A 17,110-nucleotide genomic window follows, 5' to 3' on the forward strand; every position below is an offset into this window, starting at 1 on the left:
ATGTTTTTACTCTCATCACTGTCTTTATACATTACTTATTATTCTTCTTTGTCAAGAAATTATTAACCGCTTGATGGTGTGCTTCACTTTCCCACAACTTTGCACAGGTACGAACTTCTTCCATCACACGCTCATACATATTTCGTTCACGCCACTTTCGCAGCTCAATCTCCTTATAAGCTTTATGAACAGAAGGATGAATTTTTCGCATATGTTCAATAAAATCGTTCAAGGCATCTTCTTTTGAGCCTTCAAAAACACGCATAGCCCATCCTATCTCATATAATAATTGCGCAGGGTAAGGCTTCGCATCCACTAGCATCTTCATTGCACGATCATGACGCAAACCTCGTTCAAATAAATATGTACCACCACCCCAGCCACTTGTAATGGCTAGTGTTCCTTGAATAAATCCACATTTCGCATGGCTAGCTACTAAACGAAAATCACAAGCTGTTGCAATCTCACAGCCCCCTCCAACAGCAGCACCATTTATAAGTGCTATAGTTGGTACTGGAAGCGTAGCAAGGTCATATAATATTTTCCCCATCTTACTTAACATACCAAATGCCTCATCCTCTGTTTCCAGTGAATGAAACTCAGATAAATCCCCTCCTGAGCAAAACGATTTATCGCCAGCACCAGTCACTACTAAGAAACGCACATCTTCATGCCCACGAATATACGTAATGACTTCTTGAAGACCGTTCATCACTTCATCATTGACAGCATTCCGTTTCTCTTCACGGTTAATGGTAAACGTCATAATGCCATCATGATTGCCAATCGTATAAGACATATTACTACCCCCTTTGTCGCAATGAATAAATTGTATCACACAATTATTTCACTATTGTAAAGAACTTCATAATCAACGCAATATTCCGTCTTTTTAAGCAAACAAAAAGGCTAGTAAAGAGCCATGGTCTCTCTACTAGCCTTTTAAGTGAGCAAACACTGTATTATTTGCTTACTACTTCTTTACCTTTGTATTGTCCGCAAGCTTTGCAAACACGGTGTGATAATTTAGCCTCACCACAGTTAGGGCAAGTTACCATACCAGGTACAGATAATTTGAAATGCGTACGACGCTTTCTTTTTGCAGTTTTAGAAGTTCTTCTAAATGGTACAGCCATTGATGGCACCTCCTTACAGATCGTCTATTCGTCTGTTTGATCAAAATACTTAGCTAAAGCAGCTAGTCTTGGATCCACTTTTTGTTCGTCAGCTTTTTTGTGTAGCTCTACGTCTTCATCTGTTGCATAAGACCAATTTTTACCACCATGCACTTGTCCTTCAGAATCTTCCTTGAACACTTGCATTGGTACCTCAAGCAAAACTAATTCCTCAAGAACCGGTTTCATGTCGATGACTTCACCGTCAATATAGTGAATGTCTCCGTCATCGTCTCCTCGTTTATCTTCGTCGATCCAGCTAAAAATTTCAACTGTCTCAACTTCAATTGGAAACTCAACATCCTCCCATGTGCGAGCACATGGTAGTGTTAACGTTGCTGTCACAGTTAACTGACATGTCATTTGCGATGCACCAAAAGTACATAGCCCTTTTACATGAACGGGCGAAATTGCTCGAATATCCTGGTTTCGCTCCATCACTTCGTCCAGCTGGACAAAGGCATCGATTGGCATCCCGTTTTGGCGGTATTTAGATAATTGATGAATTGACCATTTCATTCGTTTAATCACCTCGAGACAACAATGTTGATTATATAATGTGTAAAAATAGATGTCAAGATAATTTCTTGTCACCACTTTAAAACCCACCTATAATTATATACTATGAGAAGTGTATTTACTCCTAACAGTTTAAAATAAAGACACAAATTATAAGGGGGAGAAGCATGCAAGCAGTTGGAATTGTTGTTGAATATAATCCTTTTCACAACGGACATGCTTATCATTTAGAACAGGCTAAAAAAGCAGCACAGGCAGATCTCGTAATTGCTGTTATGAGCGGCACATTTTTACAACGTGGAGAACCTGCCATGGTAGATAAATGGACACGTACTAAAATGGCGCTTTCTGGCGGTGTAGATATTGTTATTGAACTGCCTTATGTCTATAGTACAGCACCTGCTACAGATTTCGCAAAAGGAGCCATTTCCTTATTAAGTGCTGTTGGTTGCAACTCTTTTGCCTTTGGAAGTGAAGACGGCTCTATTCAGCCCTTTCTAAACACTTTCGAGCTGATTGACAGCCACCGTGCAGAATATGACCTGTTCATTAAAGACAGCCTTAAAACAGGTGCAAGCTACCCAAAAAGCCTTCATTACGCCTATGAACAGCTTTCTCAGATGTACCCTGCTCCATACATCGATCTTGCACAACCAAATAATATATTGGGCTTTCATTATCTTGAAGCAGCGAGGGCACTTAACAGCAACATTAAACCACTAACAATTCCTCGCGTTGCAGCAGGATATCATGATGCATTAAAAGAAGATGCATCGATCGCCAGTGCCACTGGCATACGTAAAGCCCTTGCCTCTACAAATTCTTTACAAAGTGTACAAAATGTTGTTCCTACTGCTACTTTTGATTATTTAACTGACTGGCATACAAAGTATAACCAATTTGCAAGCTGGGAAACATTTTGGCCGTTATTACAGTTCACCATTATAAGACATACCCCTTCAGAACTTACTCGTTATGCAGAAGTAACAGAGGGCATAGAAAACGCAATTGTAAAAGCAGCCAAAACCAGTTCTACATTTTATAGCTTTATGGAAAAAATAAAATCTAAGCGTTATACTTGGACCCGCCTTCAACGGATGATAACACATATCTATACAGGGTTTACCAAAAAGCAGCTTCAAAGTTTTAACACGCCCTCTTTTATTCGGCTATTGGGTATGAGTTCGATGGGACAAGCTTATTTAGGTCAGCAAAAAAAGAATATAGAATTACCCTTAATCAGTCGCGTTGCAGCTACAAATGATGCGATGCTAGCTATCGATATACATGCAGCAGAGCTTTATAATCTAAGTATCGAGCAAGGAACAAAGGATCTTACACTGCCGAAGGATTATCAAACACCGCCGATTCGTTGCTAAAGACATCAAAAGGGATGCTAAAGTCCTCTTAGCATCCCTTTATATTATTTTGGTTGAAGTTGCTTTAAATAATTGATAGCATCGTCAACGCTCTTCACTGGAACGATTTTCATTTTTGTTTTAATCTCTTTTGCCGTTTTGACAGCCGTTGCATAATTCGATTCTAGCTCTGGGTACTTCGCTTTCATTTCTCGAGAGATTTCATCATCTGGTGCAAAAAAGATTTCCATGCCGTCACGATCAGCGGCAATAACCTTATAGTCTATTCCACCAATTCTGCCAACGATTCCATCTATTAGCATTTCACCTGTACCAGCAATTGCATAGCCTTTTGTTAAATCTTCATCAAGTAATTGGTCTAATATTTCAAGTGTAAACATCAGTCCAGCAGAAGGTCCCCCGATATCCTCTGTTTTCATCGTCACTTTCGGATTAGTTTCAATCGATTTGCTTTCAGTATAGGAAATACCTAAACCGGCTCTATGTTCTTGGGCATTAGGAATTTCCTTTAGTGTAATAGTCTCCTGATGTTGTTCTTCATTACGTATAAATTGAATGGTTACCTTATCGCCAAGCTGCTTAGGTTTTAATAGATCCACAAGCATTTGCTGGCTAGTTATTCTTTGACCATCAACCTCGACAATTTCATCACCAGCTTTTAAAATACCGTCCGAAGCTCCTCCGTCTAAAACATTTAATATGAATACACCATTAAAAAGAACCTTTGTCTCTAGCCCTGCTCTTTGGAAGGCTACATATTTGGCATTAAATTGTGAATCAGACATTAACTTTAACTGTCGAATATTATATTCCTCATCATCCTCTAAAGGATTTCGTACTTGTTCAATATCCATTAGCTTTTGATATTTTTGGACTTTCGCCCACAAATACGAAAATGGTGTGGCTTGCTGCATAGCAACTGTCATTAAACTTAATGACCCCTCACTATCTGCCTCTTTACTATCCACAGTAACAAATTTACTGACATCATAGGCACTTCCAGGTTTCATAATATACGCGTCTAGTCGGTATAACATCATAAAACAAATCACGACTATCAACACTGCATAAGTACTAATTTTTTTCTTCACTTGAAAACACCTCCTAGGACGCTTGCAAAACCATACGTTCATGTTTTTGCCTTTCTCACATATATTGATTTTAGCATTTGCCTATGTGAATGACAAAAAGTTGAAACGAGATGATAACATGTTTGCTACAATTCAAATAGTGCTCTGCGTGATTCTAATTCTCTTACTCTTGTTATTCCCACAAACCGCTCACAGTGGTACAGATTTAGGCTTAAATCTTTTCATGGAAGCACTTTTCCCGTACTTATTGCCGTATCTTGTGTTAACACAATGGCTTCTGCGTTTAACAGCTCCTATGCGTACCAAAACAAAAAGGGCTTCCTTATACGTACAAGCCTACGTTATTAGTGCCCTTGGAGGCTATCCAACTGGCGCAACCACTATTGTTTATTTGAAAAATAGTGGTCAATTACACCCTAAAGAGGCAAATTTCTTGCTAGCTGTTTGTCATGCACCTAGTCCACTTTTTGTATTAGGTTTTGTAAGCCTTGATTTACTACACAGTAATACGTTTGGATGGTTGTTTTTATGTTTACTACATACGTTTAATATTTGTTGCCTAGTAACTGGCTACTTTTTCTTTCGCAAAACTGATTCACCTACTATCTCCGTACACAACACACCACTCTATAGTGCTCCATTTTCGGAAAGTATTAAAGAAACAGCCCCAACCATTCTGCTAGTTGGTACAACCATCATCTTTTTCACAACGATTCAAACCATTGTACAACAAGGCTTAGATCAGCTGATACCAAAGCTTCCCTATACGATTGAGCTTTCCATAGCAGCTGTTCTGGAGGTAACGAACGGTCTTAAAATGACAGTTACAGCATTTCCAGATCTTCCGTATACCCATTTACTTGTTGTAATTTTGTTAACGATGCAAAGTATAAGTATTCACTTACAAATTTTTGTTATCGCCAAATCTGCAAAACTTTCTGTACGACCTTATATTAAATTCCGCCTCCTTAGCATAATCATTGTACCAACTATTTATGCTTTATTTTTTCTAAAATAACACTCGCTCTAAATATCAAAAAGAGGATGTCATCGTTCTCTTGACATCCTCTGCATCCTTATTGTGTAAAACCATATTTTTCTTTTAAAGCCTTTACGACACATGTAGGGACTAGCTCGTTAACATCACTACCGTATTTCGCAACCTCTTTTACTATACTAGAACTTAGGAATGAATATTGATTTTTCGTCATGATGAAAAATGTTTCGATTGTTTCATCCAGGAAACGGTTCATAGAAGTAATTTGCATCTCATATTCAAAATCTGAAACTGCTCGTAAGCCACGAACAATTGCCTTCGCCTTTTTTTCCTTAGCATAATCAATCAATAAGCCTGAAGAACTCTCTATACGAACATTAGGTAAGGTTTTTGTCACTTCAGCCATCAAAGCCATACGTTCCTCTACAGAAAACAAAGGATTCTTTGCTGAATTGTTTAATACTGCTACATATACGATATCAAACACATCGGCCGCACGTTTAATTATATCTAAATGGCCGAATGTTACAGGGTCAAAACTTCCAGGAACTACAGCAATTTTTTCAGACAATTTATTCTCCCTCTTCCTCTGTACAGCGATAAACAGAAATAATTGTTCCGCCATAGGTTTCTTGTCTTGTTAAAACAAACTCCCCAAAATTTTGAGGTAATCCTATCTCTTTTGCATGTTCACATAAAATAATACCATCTTGTTGTATTTTACTGTTATCGACCAAAATCTGTACGAGGTCATAATATTCCTGCTGATGGTAAGGTGGATCTAAAAATACGAGTTTAAATGTAATATCACGCTTTAATAGCGCTTTCACAGCGCGCTTTGCATCTATACGAAAAAGCTCTGTATATTCTTCATAACGGCATTTTTTTATATTTTCTTGTAGCACCTGGAATGCTTTAGGGTCTTTCTCAATAAAAATAGCACGTTCTGCTCCTCTACTTAATGATTCAATCCCCAAACCACCGCTTCCAGCAAACAAATCTAGCGCCAAACCTCCATCAAAAAATGGTCCGATTATATTAAAAATGGATTCCTTTACTTTGTCAGTTGTAGGCCTTGTCGTATTTCCCGCTATTGCTTTAAGCGGCATTCCTTTGCGCTCTCCTGCTACAACTCTCATATCAATATCTCACCGTACTTTCGTCTATATAAAGTATTTTGCAGCGAAAGGTTGGCCCTCCGCTGCAAAAGTTATTGTTGCTCTTGTTTTAATACTTGAATACGCTCATCCTTTTTTTGCAATTCAACTTGGAATAATCGCTGTAACCAAGCTTCTTCTACATAATAATGATCAGCAATCTTTATGATTGGTTCAGAGATTGATGAATACCTACGCTGATTGAATACATAGAATCCAGGCTCTTTAGGGAAGCGGAATGTACGATGCTCGCTATTAACATAATAGCCATTCTTTCCTTCCTCAGCTGAGTAGCCAAGGTAAGGCAATAATGTATCTGCCGTATACAACACCTGTCCCTCATAGAGAATAACATGAACATCTTCCTTCAATGTATCATCCACATAGACATCACGTGCATCCTCAAATAAAAGTGGATAGGTTCCATTTTGCTGAGCTGCATTTAATGCAAAATAAGATGTCTTGGCATCTAATACCTGTGATAAATACTTGTCCATTGTATCTGGTGAAATTGATTCATCTCCAAGCTTTTTCAATGTTTCCTGCCAAGCTTGTTGTTGAGCATCCGTCATGTAATCATTTAATGTCTTGATGATTTTCTTTGTTTTTTCTCCACCAATTGGATCGCTTATTAAATAGGATGCCACAACCTCAGGCAACCATTCTGGGGAATCTACAAAATTATATTGTGATTTGATTTGTGATAAAATTACTTCTTGCTCTACAGCTTGTGCAGTAAGCGTTGGTAAAAATAACAATCTTTCGTCATGAACTGCTACTGGACTTTTTTCTTGAATAATTGCAATATGCTCATCACTTAGAAGCTGTAAATTTTCTAATGACTTTAGAAAATCATTAGGGACTTTTTGCTGGGCATAAATTGATAACACAGGTGTCTGTTCTTGCGCTTTAAGCTCCCCAGCTTGCCAATATAAATCTTGAACAGTACCGTTTCCTCTAAACATGGTGTAATTGACAAGTACAAGTTGTTGTTGACCTACTAGGGGCAAACCTGTAACCCATTGTCCTTTCACCTTACTGTCTGTAGAAATTGAAACAATTGAATAGGATGCTTCACCATTTATTAGTGTAGCAAAAACATTTTGAAGGAGCATCTTATTTTTTAAGCCACCCTCAATCGGAATTATGTATGACACAGATTGTGATTTTGTCTCCCCTTTTGCAAAGTAAGAAACTTCATCTGATAAACGATCACAGCTTTTTTCATTTTCAATAAAGCAACTAGCATTTGTTGCTTTTTCAGGCCATTTAATTTTCACCTTTTGATTTGGTAGGTTTTTAAAATGTTGACGAATATCTAAGCTATTTTCGCGATAGACAATTTCTATTTCCTGAGAATAATGAAAATCTCCTATGCCTGTTTCTAAATCAGATGAATAAGCATGGTATTGGAAAAATACCGTTCCTGTAATGATTAGTGCTAAAATAGAAAAAAAGCTCAATGCAAATTTCATGTGCTTGACCTCCCGCAGCATGATACTATGAATATTGGAAAGGATGTGCAATTATTATGCCACAACAATTTATAGAATTAGGTGAAGGCTATGGTGATGTATACGAGCTACTCGAAATTATTAAAACCAACCAGGAACGTTTTCATCAAGCCTTTTTACTAACATCTACAAAAGAAGACAAGAAGGTGATTTCTTTAGCTGTCGCCCTTAAACCAGTCGGCGAAAGTAAATTCATGCCTATTTATATTTGTCGAGAAGGCATCCCATACAATGAAGAACAGCCCACACAGCGACAAAAAATGTTTGAAGCACAAATAGAACAACTCGGTCGAAAAGCAGTAGTTGTAGAAATAAAGCACTCATCTATATTTTCGGAATCAAAACTATTTTATCAATACCTAATAGGTATATTAAGACTAAATAACTATATACCTCCATTGGCATAAGTTTATAGACCTACTTTATAGTCATATTCCTTTGCTTTATCTGGTTTTGCATTTTCATATTCAGTTTTTACAAAAGGACGATAAGACGCCACAACGTCTTTCACAAATGGAAGGCGTTGTAGTTTTGTTGTCATCATGTCAATATCCTCACGATCGCAGTAAAGCACTACGTATTTTTGTCTTCTAGAAATATAAAGAACATGACCATATTTCCGAAGTGACTTCGCATGTTTTAATTGATGGACGTAAACGATTAGCCCTTGTCGTTCGTTCATAGTGGATTCCCTCATTTCTTACATAAAAGAATACCATAGACCAGAAAATGATAGCAACAGAGTTTAGCTGACAGAACGCTCAATTTTCCGTTATAATGGAAAAGCATACGACGTTGAACATCGTGAAGATGAATCAGTTGTTTTAATTAAATTCAATTGTAGCATCATTACAGGAACAGAAAAGTGCTGAAAGATGGTCATGCCTCAAATGAACCCGATTGTTTTTCAAATAGGATGGCAAAAATCGGCATAAAAAAATCATCATTCATTTATACTAGTAACTAATTTTAATAGTAGGCCCTGTACTTACTACTATTGATTACACAATGCATTCACTACAACTTTTTATATGAGGATAATTTTTAAGGAGGACGAATATGGGTAAGAAAACAAAAATTGCGCTTGCAATTGCAGCAGCAAGTGCAGCAGCTTGGGCAGGCAGTAAAGCTATTTCAAAACCACAGCAACGTGAAGGTAAACAAGCATTACAATTTGAACGCCCCATAATTCTTGCACATCGTGGCGGAGCTCTTTTAGCACCAGAACATACAATGGTTGCATTTGAAAAAGCTGTACAGCTAGGTGTTGATGGCTTTGAAATCGACATTCGCCTAACGAAAGATGAGGAAATTATTGTTTTCCATGACGAGACAGTTGAACGTACAACGGATGGCTATGGGCTCATTGCAGATATGACGTTGGCAGAAATCAATGCCTTGAACCATGGCTATCAATTTGAAGATTTAGATGGAAATTTCCCATATCGAGAGGATAAATTGAAAGTCGTAACTTTACGAGAGTTGCTTGAAACCTATTCAAACATGTTAATCAATATTGATATCAAAGATGCTCCAGATACTTATGAAGGGAGTCTGATGCCTTCTAAACTTTGGCGCTTAATCGAAGAACTTCAAGCTGAACATCGTGTTGTTGTGACAAGCTTTTATGGTGAGCAAATAGATCGTTTTAATTTATATGCGCAAAATCAAGTAGCCCTTGGTGCAGGTGAATCAGATGTCAGAAAAGCATTTGCTTCCTTCTCAAGTCAGTTTGGACATTTATATCACCCTAAAGTGGATGTTTTTCAAATTCCTCCAAAGTCAGGGGTTATTGCATTAGATTCTCCTAAATTTATTCAGTTTTTAAACAACCTCAATATTCCTGTCCACTATTGGACAATCAATGACCTAGATACGATGAAAAAATTACTCAATAATGGGGCAAAGGGCATTATTACCGATCGTCCGGATATTGCAGTTGAGTTATTACAAGCTCAAGAGTCTAAATAAGATTAGGAATGAAAGGGAAGCACACTGAACTGATGTGCTTCCCCTTCATGTAAATGTTAGCCCCATTATTACTTTCCATTACAGTAATACTTATGTTAAATAATCTAAGATTGCATCAGTTACTTCTTGTAGTGTGGAAACTCCACCCAAATCAGGCGTTTTTATACCCCGCGCTAATGTTTGCTCTATAGCATTCAATATCCTTGTTCCCACATCTTGATAACCCAGGAAATCGAGCATCATCTTACCTGTCCAAATTTGTCCAATAGGATTGGCAATTCCTTGACCAGCTATATCTGGTGCAGAACCATGGACAGGCTCAAACATTGATGGATATTGCCCTTCAATGTTTAAATTTGCTGCAGGTGCAATACCGATGCTTCCCATAATGGCACCGCCTAGATCTGTCAAAATATCCCCAAATAAATTCGATGCTACGATAACATCAAAATTTTCTGGCTTCATCACTAAAAATGCCGCTAGTGCATCAATATGATTAGATGCTTGACCTACCTCTTTATAGTCTTTTCCTACTTGAGTAAACACTTCATCCCAAAAAGGCATGCTATATGTAAGCCCATTTGATTTAGTAGCACTTGTCACATGTCCATTACGAGTTTTGGCTAGTTCAAATGCATAGCGCATTGCGCGTTCCGTACCTTTTCTTGTAAAAACAGCATTTTGGATTGCCACCTCATCTTGACCACTATGTATTCTTCCTCCGCTTTCAGCATACTCCCCTTCAGAATTTTCCCTTACAACAATAAAATCAAAATCATTTGGTTGTCGTAAAGGTGATGGTAATCCTTGAAGTAGCTTTGCAGGTCGTACATTAATAGATTGCTGTAGCTCACGTCGAATTTTAATGAGAAGACCCCATAATGATACATGATCCGGAACCAAGTTAGGCATTCCGACTGCACCTAAGAATATTTGATCATACTGTTTTAACAGCTCAATACCATTATCAGGCATCATTTTCCCTGTCTCTAAATAGTATTCACAGCCCCATGGAAAGGTTGTCCATTCAAATTGAAAGCGTCCATCTAACAACGCTGCCTGGTCAAGAACTTTTATTGCAGCTGGCACAACCTCTTTTCCTATTCCATCTCCAGGTATTACAGCAATTCGATAAGTTTTCATTAATGTTTCCTCCTTCAATTTAATTATAAAAAAGACTGTAAACTAACTCAGTTGCCTTCGAGTTGTCTACAGTCTAGAAGAGATATGTTATATACACATCCTATTTACGCTGAGCAAGAGCATGAACCGCCCGAGCCACATCCACCACCGCAAGATGAACCAGATGCAAAGAATGGATTACTAACAGGAACTTTTACCGCTTCAGAGACCGTTTTTCCTATTAATAGGCTAATCTCATCAAGTAAATCCTGAAAATCGTTTTCAGCAATTTTCAAGGCTGAAACTTTCTCATTTAAGTCAAGTGCCCTTTTCTGTTGGCGAATCGACTTCATAATTGTATGGTAGTCCGGATGATATTTTCCGAAACGTTGTACATCTTCGTACTGCTCTTTCATGCGATTAAATGCATATATAGCTTCTACAATTTGTGCATCACTATATACAGCTTCATACGCTTGTTGTAGCGCCATCGCAGGTTCTGAGGAAAGAATCATCTCACAAAGCGCTTCCGCCTCATCCAAAATGATTACCCAGTCAGAGGTCATCATCATCTTTAATTCCCCCAATCTCTTTCCCATCATAACAGATTTTATGGTAATTTTACATTAATGATAATTTTAATGAAAGAGGTTTTCCAAATGATGACAACATCTAAGGATCAGGTTGAACAGTTAGTGGCCGAGATTTTACAAGACAGTACCGAGGAAGATGAAGAAGTTTTATTACATCTTTTAAAGGGCCTACGGGAGAAACAGCAGGGCATTCACCGTCGTTATATTAATGCTACTTTACATATGGTAGGTAAATTTGAGACTGAGGTCAGTGAGGTCCGTATCCCTATTACACCGGTCATCCACAATACGATAAAGGTGCCCCATGGAGGTATTGTTGCAACGATTGCTGATGCCGCTATGGGGGGGCTTGCTTCGCGCTCTGTGCCTGAGGGCTATAATGTAGTAACTACGAATATGAATGTATCGTATATTGCTACCACCACAAATAAAGAATTGATTGCACGTGGTCGTTTTGTTCATAAGGGACGCCAAACGCTTGTCATGGAATATGATATTGAAGATGAGACTGGTCGCAGGCTTGCTATTGCTACAGGATCTTTCTTCGTTATTCAGCGTCGTCCGTAATTAAACTCGCAAAATAGTCTTTAACACATTGTTGATCGGAAAAAGGGAACTTTTGATTTTTAATTTGCTGTGTTTGTTCATGCCCTTTTCCGGCAACAAGGACAATGTCACCCTTTTCTGCCTTTGCTAATGCTTGATGGATAGCAAGTTTGCGATCTAAATAAATTTCATAATATTGTTGCTCTGTAAAACCAGCAATAATACTTTCATTAATCACAATAGGATCTTCATCACGTGGATTATCTGTCGTTAAATAAATAACATCAGCGTATTTACTTGCTACTGCCCCCATTGCAAAGCGTTTCGCCTTATCTCGATTTCCTCCACAACTAAAGACAAGGTAAATTGTTTTAGAGTGATCAAAGGTTTGCAATACCGCTTGTAAAGCTTCTGCTGTATGGGCATAATCTACATAAACATCAATTCCTAATGGATTTTCAATCTTCTCTAGCCTGCCCTCTGGTAGCCTTAATGACCACATATGTCCAACTATATCTTCCATAGGGACACCTAAGCGCCATACAGCCATTAAGGATGCAACAGCATTTTGCACATGGTATTTACCGACAAAAGGAATTTCTACAATATGCTCACTCGCGGAAGTCTGTAAACAAAGTACGGTTTTGCCTACTGATTCACTGACGATTTGGATATGTAAATCATTGTGATTATCAAAACCAAATGAGCAAGATTTTTTCTTATCATAAATGCCAACAGAACGGCAAAAATTATCATCTCCATTTAATACTAGCTTTTTTGATAAATCTGCTAAACGTTTCTTGGCACGTTTATAAGCTTCTAACCCTCCATGATCTTCTAAATGATCTTCTGATAAATTTAAAAATACACCACAGTCAATGTCACAATGATCGAGCCTATGCTGCTGTAACCCCATTGAAGAAGCCTCTAATACAACATGGGTCACACCTTTCCGCACACATTGCTTAAGAATGGGGTGTAATTCTTTAGCTTGCAATGTTGTTAATTGCTCATAAGCCGTTTGTTGTTTCTCACCATTGATGAAAAAGCCAACTGTTCCAATAACTGCTGCATGTTTATGTAGTGCATTTAGAAGCTGACTGACAAAATGGCTCACTGTAGTCTTTCCATTTGTACCTGTAATGGCGATAACAGTTAAAGCTTCTGCTGGAAAAGCAGCAAGCTTCGCACTTGCATACGATAAAAATAATGCTGTATTTGGAACCCATACAAACGGAATTTCTTTATCTATAATTGGCAAAGAGATACTTTCTTCTGAAACGATGGCAGCAGCCCCACGTGCCAATGCCTCTTTGACAAACCGACTTCCCGATGTTTTTTTTCCTTTTCGCACAATAAATATATCACCAGGTTGTACCGCCTGCGCATAGTCCTCTACACCAGTAATTTCTGTCCGTATAGATCCTCCCGTCACGCTACATGGCCAGTCTTTTAATAATTCTGCTAATTGCAAACCTCATTCCCCCTCTCAGTTCTCTATCATATGACGGCGTTTGTAACGGTGTGACGAAAAATGTAGAGCCCTAAAAGAGGGAGAAACTCCACATAAAAAATGAAGACAAGCCCGTTTGTTGAAAGCTCGTCTTCATCTGAATATTATTCTGTTATGGTAAGGTTTGATTTGATTTATCTGTAGAATCTTCGCTATCTTGTTTTTCATTTTTCGTCTCTTCATTATCTTGTTCTTCTCTATCCAGTTCTTGTGTAGTAGGTTCAAGATATATTTGCGTATAATAATCTACAAAGGCACCAGAACCAACGCGGGTGTATCGATCATTCAAAAGAACTTTTCTGTGTTCAGGAGAATTTGTCCAGCCATGCATGGCTTCAATCGCATCAAAATAAGCAGTTGCTAGGTTTTCATTCGCTTCACTATACTCGATTTTTTGCGTCTGTAATCGTTTTTTTAGATCGCCATAGGTTGGAGATTCATGCGCTAAAAAATTTTGCACTTTCATGTCCTCACTATGCATTCTTGCTACTTCCTCCAAGGATTCATCCATTTCTAAAGGAAGTAAATCATGATGGACTCTTGTTACATTTAGCAAATCGTCTAATTGTTTAGCGCTAGCAACATCAATTTCTTGCTGTAAGAAAGAGGAAGGAGGAGTACGTCTAACAAGCTCCCCTTGATAGCTCATTTCATATGGCTGATGAAGGACAAGTGTTTCACTGTCTGTATATCGAATACCTTGCAACTCACTTGTCTCCCTATCTATGTAAAGTTGTGCGTAAAGACCATCAAATTTGATAAGCAGCCTTGTTTGCATATCTTCTTCACTCATCGAGAAAATGAAAATATTTTCGCCTACAGTGGCGGCTACCTCATAATCAATGATCGTCATTCTGTATATTTCATCACGTTTTTGGCCCACTTTAAAAGGAAATGCATCAATTTCTTTTCCTGCTATGTAAATTTGTGTCACAATATTATTATCAATGCCAATCATAAAAAAAGTTGAAACATCTTCATTGTAGACCCACCATTGATAACCAAATGAAGATGGCTCTTTTCTTGCAGGCTCCCCATATTGTTCTAAAACAGTTTGTGTACCTTTTCCTATCAATGTGGATATACCTGTTTGTGGACGTGTCATTGCGCCTATTGCAGGTTCCTGCTTTAACTGTGTTTGAGGTATGATATTCGAATTGATATTCGGGCCTTCTAGAGGCTCATTTTCCTTAGGGGTATTAAAAAACATAAAGCCAATTAATGCAACTGCACCACAAACCATTAAAATGCGGAATAAAGCTTTCATACAGGACTCCTTTTCATCACCATTATTGTAAGTTATTATATCAATTGTGATTGGGTTGACACAATGTTGTCATTGCAACAATGTCGAATATGCTCTATTATAAAAATGAGCGTATACTTTGTACGAGAACCTAAAGGAGGACTATACATGTATTTTGAAAATACTAACCTTGAAAATTTAACAGCTGATCAAGAGCTACTTGTCAGCATTATGAAAAAACATGGTTTAGAATGTGATGGCGGCTGGGATTACGAGCGTATGACATTCGATAAACGATTCGATACTCGTGAAGGTCGTTATTACCTACGCGTATTCGCATATGCTATTTCTGGTGACGTAGGTGCACACGATGCCATCCTTACATTAATGAAACCAGTCCTTGGTAAATACTATTATCCACATGGTGTTGAATATGGTGATGACGAGGTTTATCCAGCACACCTTGTAAAAAAATGTGAAGAAATCTTAAAAAAGGTTAAATTAGAGTTAGATCAATTCTCAATCGAGCCTACAAATAAAAATAACTTTGAACCTGTTAACGCACGCTAATCTTTCGTACATTGAAGTGACGGCAAGTAAGCATAAATAGCTTCATGGTTGTAAAAAGACTGGTGGTCCAGTCTTTTTTTATTTTGAGTAAAAAAAAATTTTTTTCTCATACTACCTATATCTATTACAAGATGTAGGTGAGAAAAATGTTATCATTTTTTAATCGTCCTTTTTTTCGTCATCCCATTATTGTTATCGCAATGGGTATACTGATCCTTTGGTCCATCTCCATATCATTACCAATTTTACTTGCCTACTTAACCGCGTTATTGTTAGAACCAATCATCGTTCGAATGAGTAAACGGTTTAGAAAAAAACGGAAAATCGTTGTCTTCTTCTTTTTTTTGTTTTTTCTAAGTATATCTTTATTATTATGTGCTCTTATCCTCTATATAAGCTGGAAACAATTTTCTTCCTTTATCATTGATATACCTGATTATCTTAATCAATTGTCCGCCCTATGGATTCAAATGCAATCTAAGCTCAGCAATTACACCTATCATTTACCTGTAGAGCTAGTGTCACAAATTCAATTTATGATTGCAAAAGCTTTAGCATCCATCGAAAAATTTTCTTTATCCTTAACGAACGTCAATGTTTGGTCAACGTTACTAACTTATATTCCCACACGTCTTTTTGATATATTTGTCTATTGGATTGTGTTGTATATGTTGCTTTTAGAATTACCAACAATTAATCGCAAATTATTAACGCCCGTTCCTTTTCATTACCATCAAAAAATAATCTTTATTGGCCAACGTGTTAAGCTGGCATTATTTGGATTTCTGAAAGCTCAATTACTTGTAGGTATAGGGATCTTTGCTATATCATTCGCTGCATTTTATTTTTTAAAAACACCCTTTCCTATACTGTTAGCACTTCTACTTGTTGTTTTAGACTTTATCCCTTTTCTTGATTCATTTATTTTATTAGTCCCATGGGCAATCTATCAGGTCTTTGCTGGCGATTATTTATATGCTGCTGTCTTAATTTTACTAACCATTGGACAATTTCTAGTCCGACGAATGATTGAGCCAAAAATTATTGGCGATAAAATTGGCCTTTCTTCCTTGAATACCTTTATTGCCATGTTTATTGGTTTTAAAATCTTTGGATTTATTGGAATATTAATTGGTCCATTACTAGTTGTCGTAGTGCTTTCACTATTCCAACCAACTATAAAAAATCTCCCTCCTGCACAGAAATAAGGAGGGAGATTTTTTTAAAATCCTAAAATAGCTTTAATTACTGATGTTGTTTCACCAGGCTCAAATAAAATATACAATAATAAATAAACTAATACACCAGTTATGGCAACAAAGAACCAAATAATACTTGTAATTGGCCCAATTCGTCTGTGTAATTTAATGTTCATTTTCAAACCTGAAATAATACTAATGATACCGAACACAGCTCCAGATGTCGCTAAAATAATATGGAAAATCAAGAAGAACGTATAATATGGTTTTAATTCTTCTCCACCGCCAAAAGCTGTATTTCCAATAAAGATTGTACGGGACGCATAGATGATAAAGAAAATAAGTGCCGCAACACCTGCAGCAAGCATCACTTTCTTATGTCCCTCTACATTTCGTTTTATAATTAAGCCCCACCCTATCGCTACTAGTACAGCACTAATAACGATAAACGATGTACTAATAGTAGGCAAAATTTGCAATTCCATTGTCAAAACCCCTTACACAAAGTAAATTTCTAT

At 37.4% G+C, this 17,110-nt stretch carries 20 protein-coding genes; 7 read left to right on the forward strand and 13 right to left on the reverse strand.

What is annotated here, in order from left to right:
• Positions 1-31 precede the first annotated feature (31 nt).
• The 3 genes from JIN86_RS16015 to JIN86_RS16025 all read right to left on the reverse strand — a co-directional run bounded on the left by JIN86_RS16015 (position 32) and on the right by JIN86_RS16025 (position 1,694).
• Positions 32-799, reverse strand: coding sequence for an enoyl-CoA hydratase/isomerase family protein (locus JIN86_RS16015; protein ID WP_004224820.1), 768 nt, complete (start codon positions 797-799; stop codon positions 32-34).
• A gap of 163 nt (positions 800-962) precedes the next feature.
• Complete coding sequence (rpmF, locus tag JIN86_RS16020) at positions 963-1,136, reverse strand: 50S ribosomal protein L32 (protein WP_004224819.1); 174 nt, start codon at positions 1,134-1,136, stop codon at positions 963-965.
• 24 nt (positions 1,137-1,160) lie between these two features.
• Positions 1,161-1,694 carry a YceD family protein gene (locus tag JIN86_RS16025; RefSeq protein WP_004224818.1) on the reverse strand — a complete coding sequence of 178 codons (534 nt, stop codon included), beginning with the start codon at positions 1,692-1,694 and terminating at the stop codon, positions 1,161-1,163.
• Between the two features lie 167 nt (positions 1,695-1,861).
• On the opposite strand from JIN86_RS16025, the gene JIN86_RS16030 reads away from it, so the two are divergent.
• The gene (locus JIN86_RS16030; RefSeq protein WP_004224817.1) at positions 1,862-3,073 is read left to right on the forward strand and encodes a nucleotidyltransferase; all 1,212 of its coding nucleotides are present in this window, start codon (positions 1,862-1,864) and stop codon (positions 3,071-3,073) included.
• Between the two features lie 44 nt (positions 3,074-3,117).
• Here the strand turns inward: JIN86_RS16030 and JIN86_RS16035 are convergent, their stop codons facing one another.
• The gene (locus JIN86_RS16035) at positions 3,118-4,164 is read right to left on the reverse strand and encodes a SepM family pheromone-processing serine protease (protein WP_004224816.1); all 1,047 of its coding nucleotides are present in this window, start codon (positions 4,162-4,164) and stop codon (positions 3,118-3,120) included.
• A gap of 118 nt (positions 4,165-4,282) precedes the next feature.
• On the opposite strand from JIN86_RS16035, the gene JIN86_RS16040 reads away from it, so the two are divergent.
• Positions 4,283-5,182 carry a hypothetical protein gene (locus tag JIN86_RS16040; protein ID WP_009373505.1) on the forward strand — a complete coding sequence of 300 codons (900 nt, stop codon included), beginning with the start codon at positions 4,283-4,285 and terminating at the stop codon, positions 5,180-5,182.
• A gap of 58 nt (positions 5,183-5,240) precedes the next feature.
• Here JIN86_RS16040 and coaD read toward each other — a convergent pair whose 3' ends face one another.
• The 3 genes from coaD to JIN86_RS16055 all read right to left on the reverse strand — a co-directional run bounded on the left by coaD (position 5,241) and on the right by JIN86_RS16055 (position 7,793).
• On the reverse strand, positions 5,241-5,732 hold the full coding sequence (gene coaD / locus JIN86_RS16045) for a pantetheine-phosphate adenylyltransferase (protein ID WP_004224812.1): 492 nt from the start codon (positions 5,730-5,732) through the stop codon (positions 5,241-5,243).
• A gap of 1 nt (position 5,733) precedes the next feature.
• Positions 5,734-6,300 carry a 16S rRNA (guanine(966)-N(2))-methyltransferase RsmD gene (gene rsmD / locus JIN86_RS16050; protein WP_036219467.1) on the reverse strand — a complete coding sequence of 189 codons (567 nt, stop codon included), beginning with the start codon at positions 6,298-6,300 and terminating at the stop codon, positions 5,734-5,736.
• Between the two features lie 71 nt (positions 6,301-6,371).
• Entirely contained in the window at positions 6,372-7,793 is a 1,422-nt protein-coding gene (locus tag JIN86_RS16055) for a hypothetical protein (protein ID WP_004224809.1), read from the reverse strand.
• A gap of 56 nt (positions 7,794-7,849) precedes the next feature.
• On the opposite strand from JIN86_RS16055, the gene JIN86_RS16060 reads away from it, so the two are divergent.
• Positions 7,850-8,239 carry a DUF7147 family protein gene (locus tag JIN86_RS16060; protein ID WP_004224807.1) on the forward strand — a complete coding sequence of 130 codons (390 nt, stop codon included), beginning with the start codon at positions 7,850-7,852 and terminating at the stop codon, positions 8,237-8,239.
• A gap of 2 nt (positions 8,240-8,241) precedes the next feature.
• On the opposite strand, the gene JIN86_RS16065 is transcribed toward JIN86_RS16060, so the two are convergent.
• Entirely contained in the window at positions 8,242-8,514 is a 273-nt protein-coding gene (locus JIN86_RS16065) for a YlbG family protein (protein WP_004224806.1), read from the reverse strand.
• 377 nt (positions 8,515-8,891) lie between these two features.
• On the opposite strand from JIN86_RS16065, the gene JIN86_RS16070 reads away from it, so the two are divergent.
• Positions 8,892-9,803, forward strand: a complete 912-nt coding sequence (locus tag JIN86_RS16070; RefSeq protein WP_202342375.1) for a glycerophosphodiester phosphodiesterase family protein — start codon at positions 8,892-8,894, stop codon at positions 9,801-9,803.
• Positions 9,804-9,893: 90 nt separating this feature from the next.
• Here JIN86_RS16070 and JIN86_RS16075 read toward each other — a convergent pair whose 3' ends face one another.
• Both JIN86_RS16075 and JIN86_RS16080 read right to left on the reverse strand, forming a co-directional pair.
• Entirely contained in the window at positions 9,894-10,946 is a 1,053-nt protein-coding gene (locus JIN86_RS16075; protein WP_004224802.1) for a tartrate dehydrogenase, read from the reverse strand.
• 104 nt (positions 10,947-11,050) lie between these two features.
• The gene (locus tag JIN86_RS16080) at positions 11,051-11,497 is read right to left on the reverse strand and encodes a YlbF/YmcA family competence regulator (protein ID WP_004224800.1); all 447 of its coding nucleotides are present in this window, start codon (positions 11,495-11,497) and stop codon (positions 11,051-11,053) included.
• 87 nt (positions 11,498-11,584) lie between these two features.
• Here JIN86_RS16080 and JIN86_RS16085 point away from each other — a divergent pair, with 87 nt between their 5' ends.
• The gene (locus JIN86_RS16085) at positions 11,585-12,085 is read left to right on the forward strand and encodes a PaaI family thioesterase (protein ID WP_202342376.1); all 501 of its coding nucleotides are present in this window, start codon (positions 11,585-11,587) and stop codon (positions 12,083-12,085) included.
• Here JIN86_RS16085 and JIN86_RS16090 read toward each other — a convergent pair.
• Both JIN86_RS16090 and JIN86_RS16095 read right to left on the reverse strand, forming a co-directional pair.
• Entirely contained in the window at positions 12,066-13,538 is a 1,473-nt protein-coding gene (locus JIN86_RS16090) for a UDP-N-acetylmuramoyl-L-alanyl-D-glutamate--2,6-diaminopimelate ligase (protein ID WP_202342377.1), read from the reverse strand. The two genes, JIN86_RS16085 and JIN86_RS16090, sit on opposite strands and share 20 nt — an antisense overlap.
• Before the next feature lie 151 nt (positions 13,539-13,689).
• Complete coding sequence (locus tag JIN86_RS16095; protein WP_004224796.1) at positions 13,690-14,844, reverse strand: CAP domain-containing protein; 1,155 nt, start codon at positions 14,842-14,844, stop codon at positions 13,690-13,692.
• Positions 14,845-14,991: 147 nt separating this feature from the next.
• On the opposite strand from JIN86_RS16095, the gene JIN86_RS16100 reads away from it, so the two are divergent.
• Entirely contained in the window at positions 14,992-15,393 is a 402-nt protein-coding gene (locus tag JIN86_RS16100; protein ID WP_004224795.1) for a YugN family protein, read from the forward strand.
• A 146-nt stretch (positions 15,394-15,539) separates the two neighbouring features.
• Positions 15,540-16,601, forward strand: coding sequence for a sporulation integral membrane protein YtvI (gene ytvI / locus JIN86_RS16105; RefSeq protein WP_009373494.1), 1,062 nt, complete (start codon positions 15,540-15,542; stop codon positions 16,599-16,601).
• Between the two features lie 14 nt (positions 16,602-16,615).
• Here ytvI and JIN86_RS16110 read toward each other — a convergent pair whose 3' ends face one another.
• A complete protein-coding gene (locus JIN86_RS16110) occupies positions 16,616-17,077 on the reverse strand; it encodes a DUF420 domain-containing protein (RefSeq protein ID WP_004224791.1) in 462 nt (153 codons plus the stop codon).
• Between the last annotated feature and the right edge of the window lie 33 nt (positions 17,078-17,110).

Origin of the sequence: Lysinibacillus sp. HST-98 (assembly GCF_016757845.1) — a bacterium.
Classification (GTDB): domain Bacteria; phylum Bacillota; class Bacilli; order Bacillales_A; family Planococcaceae; genus Lysinibacillus; species Lysinibacillus capsici.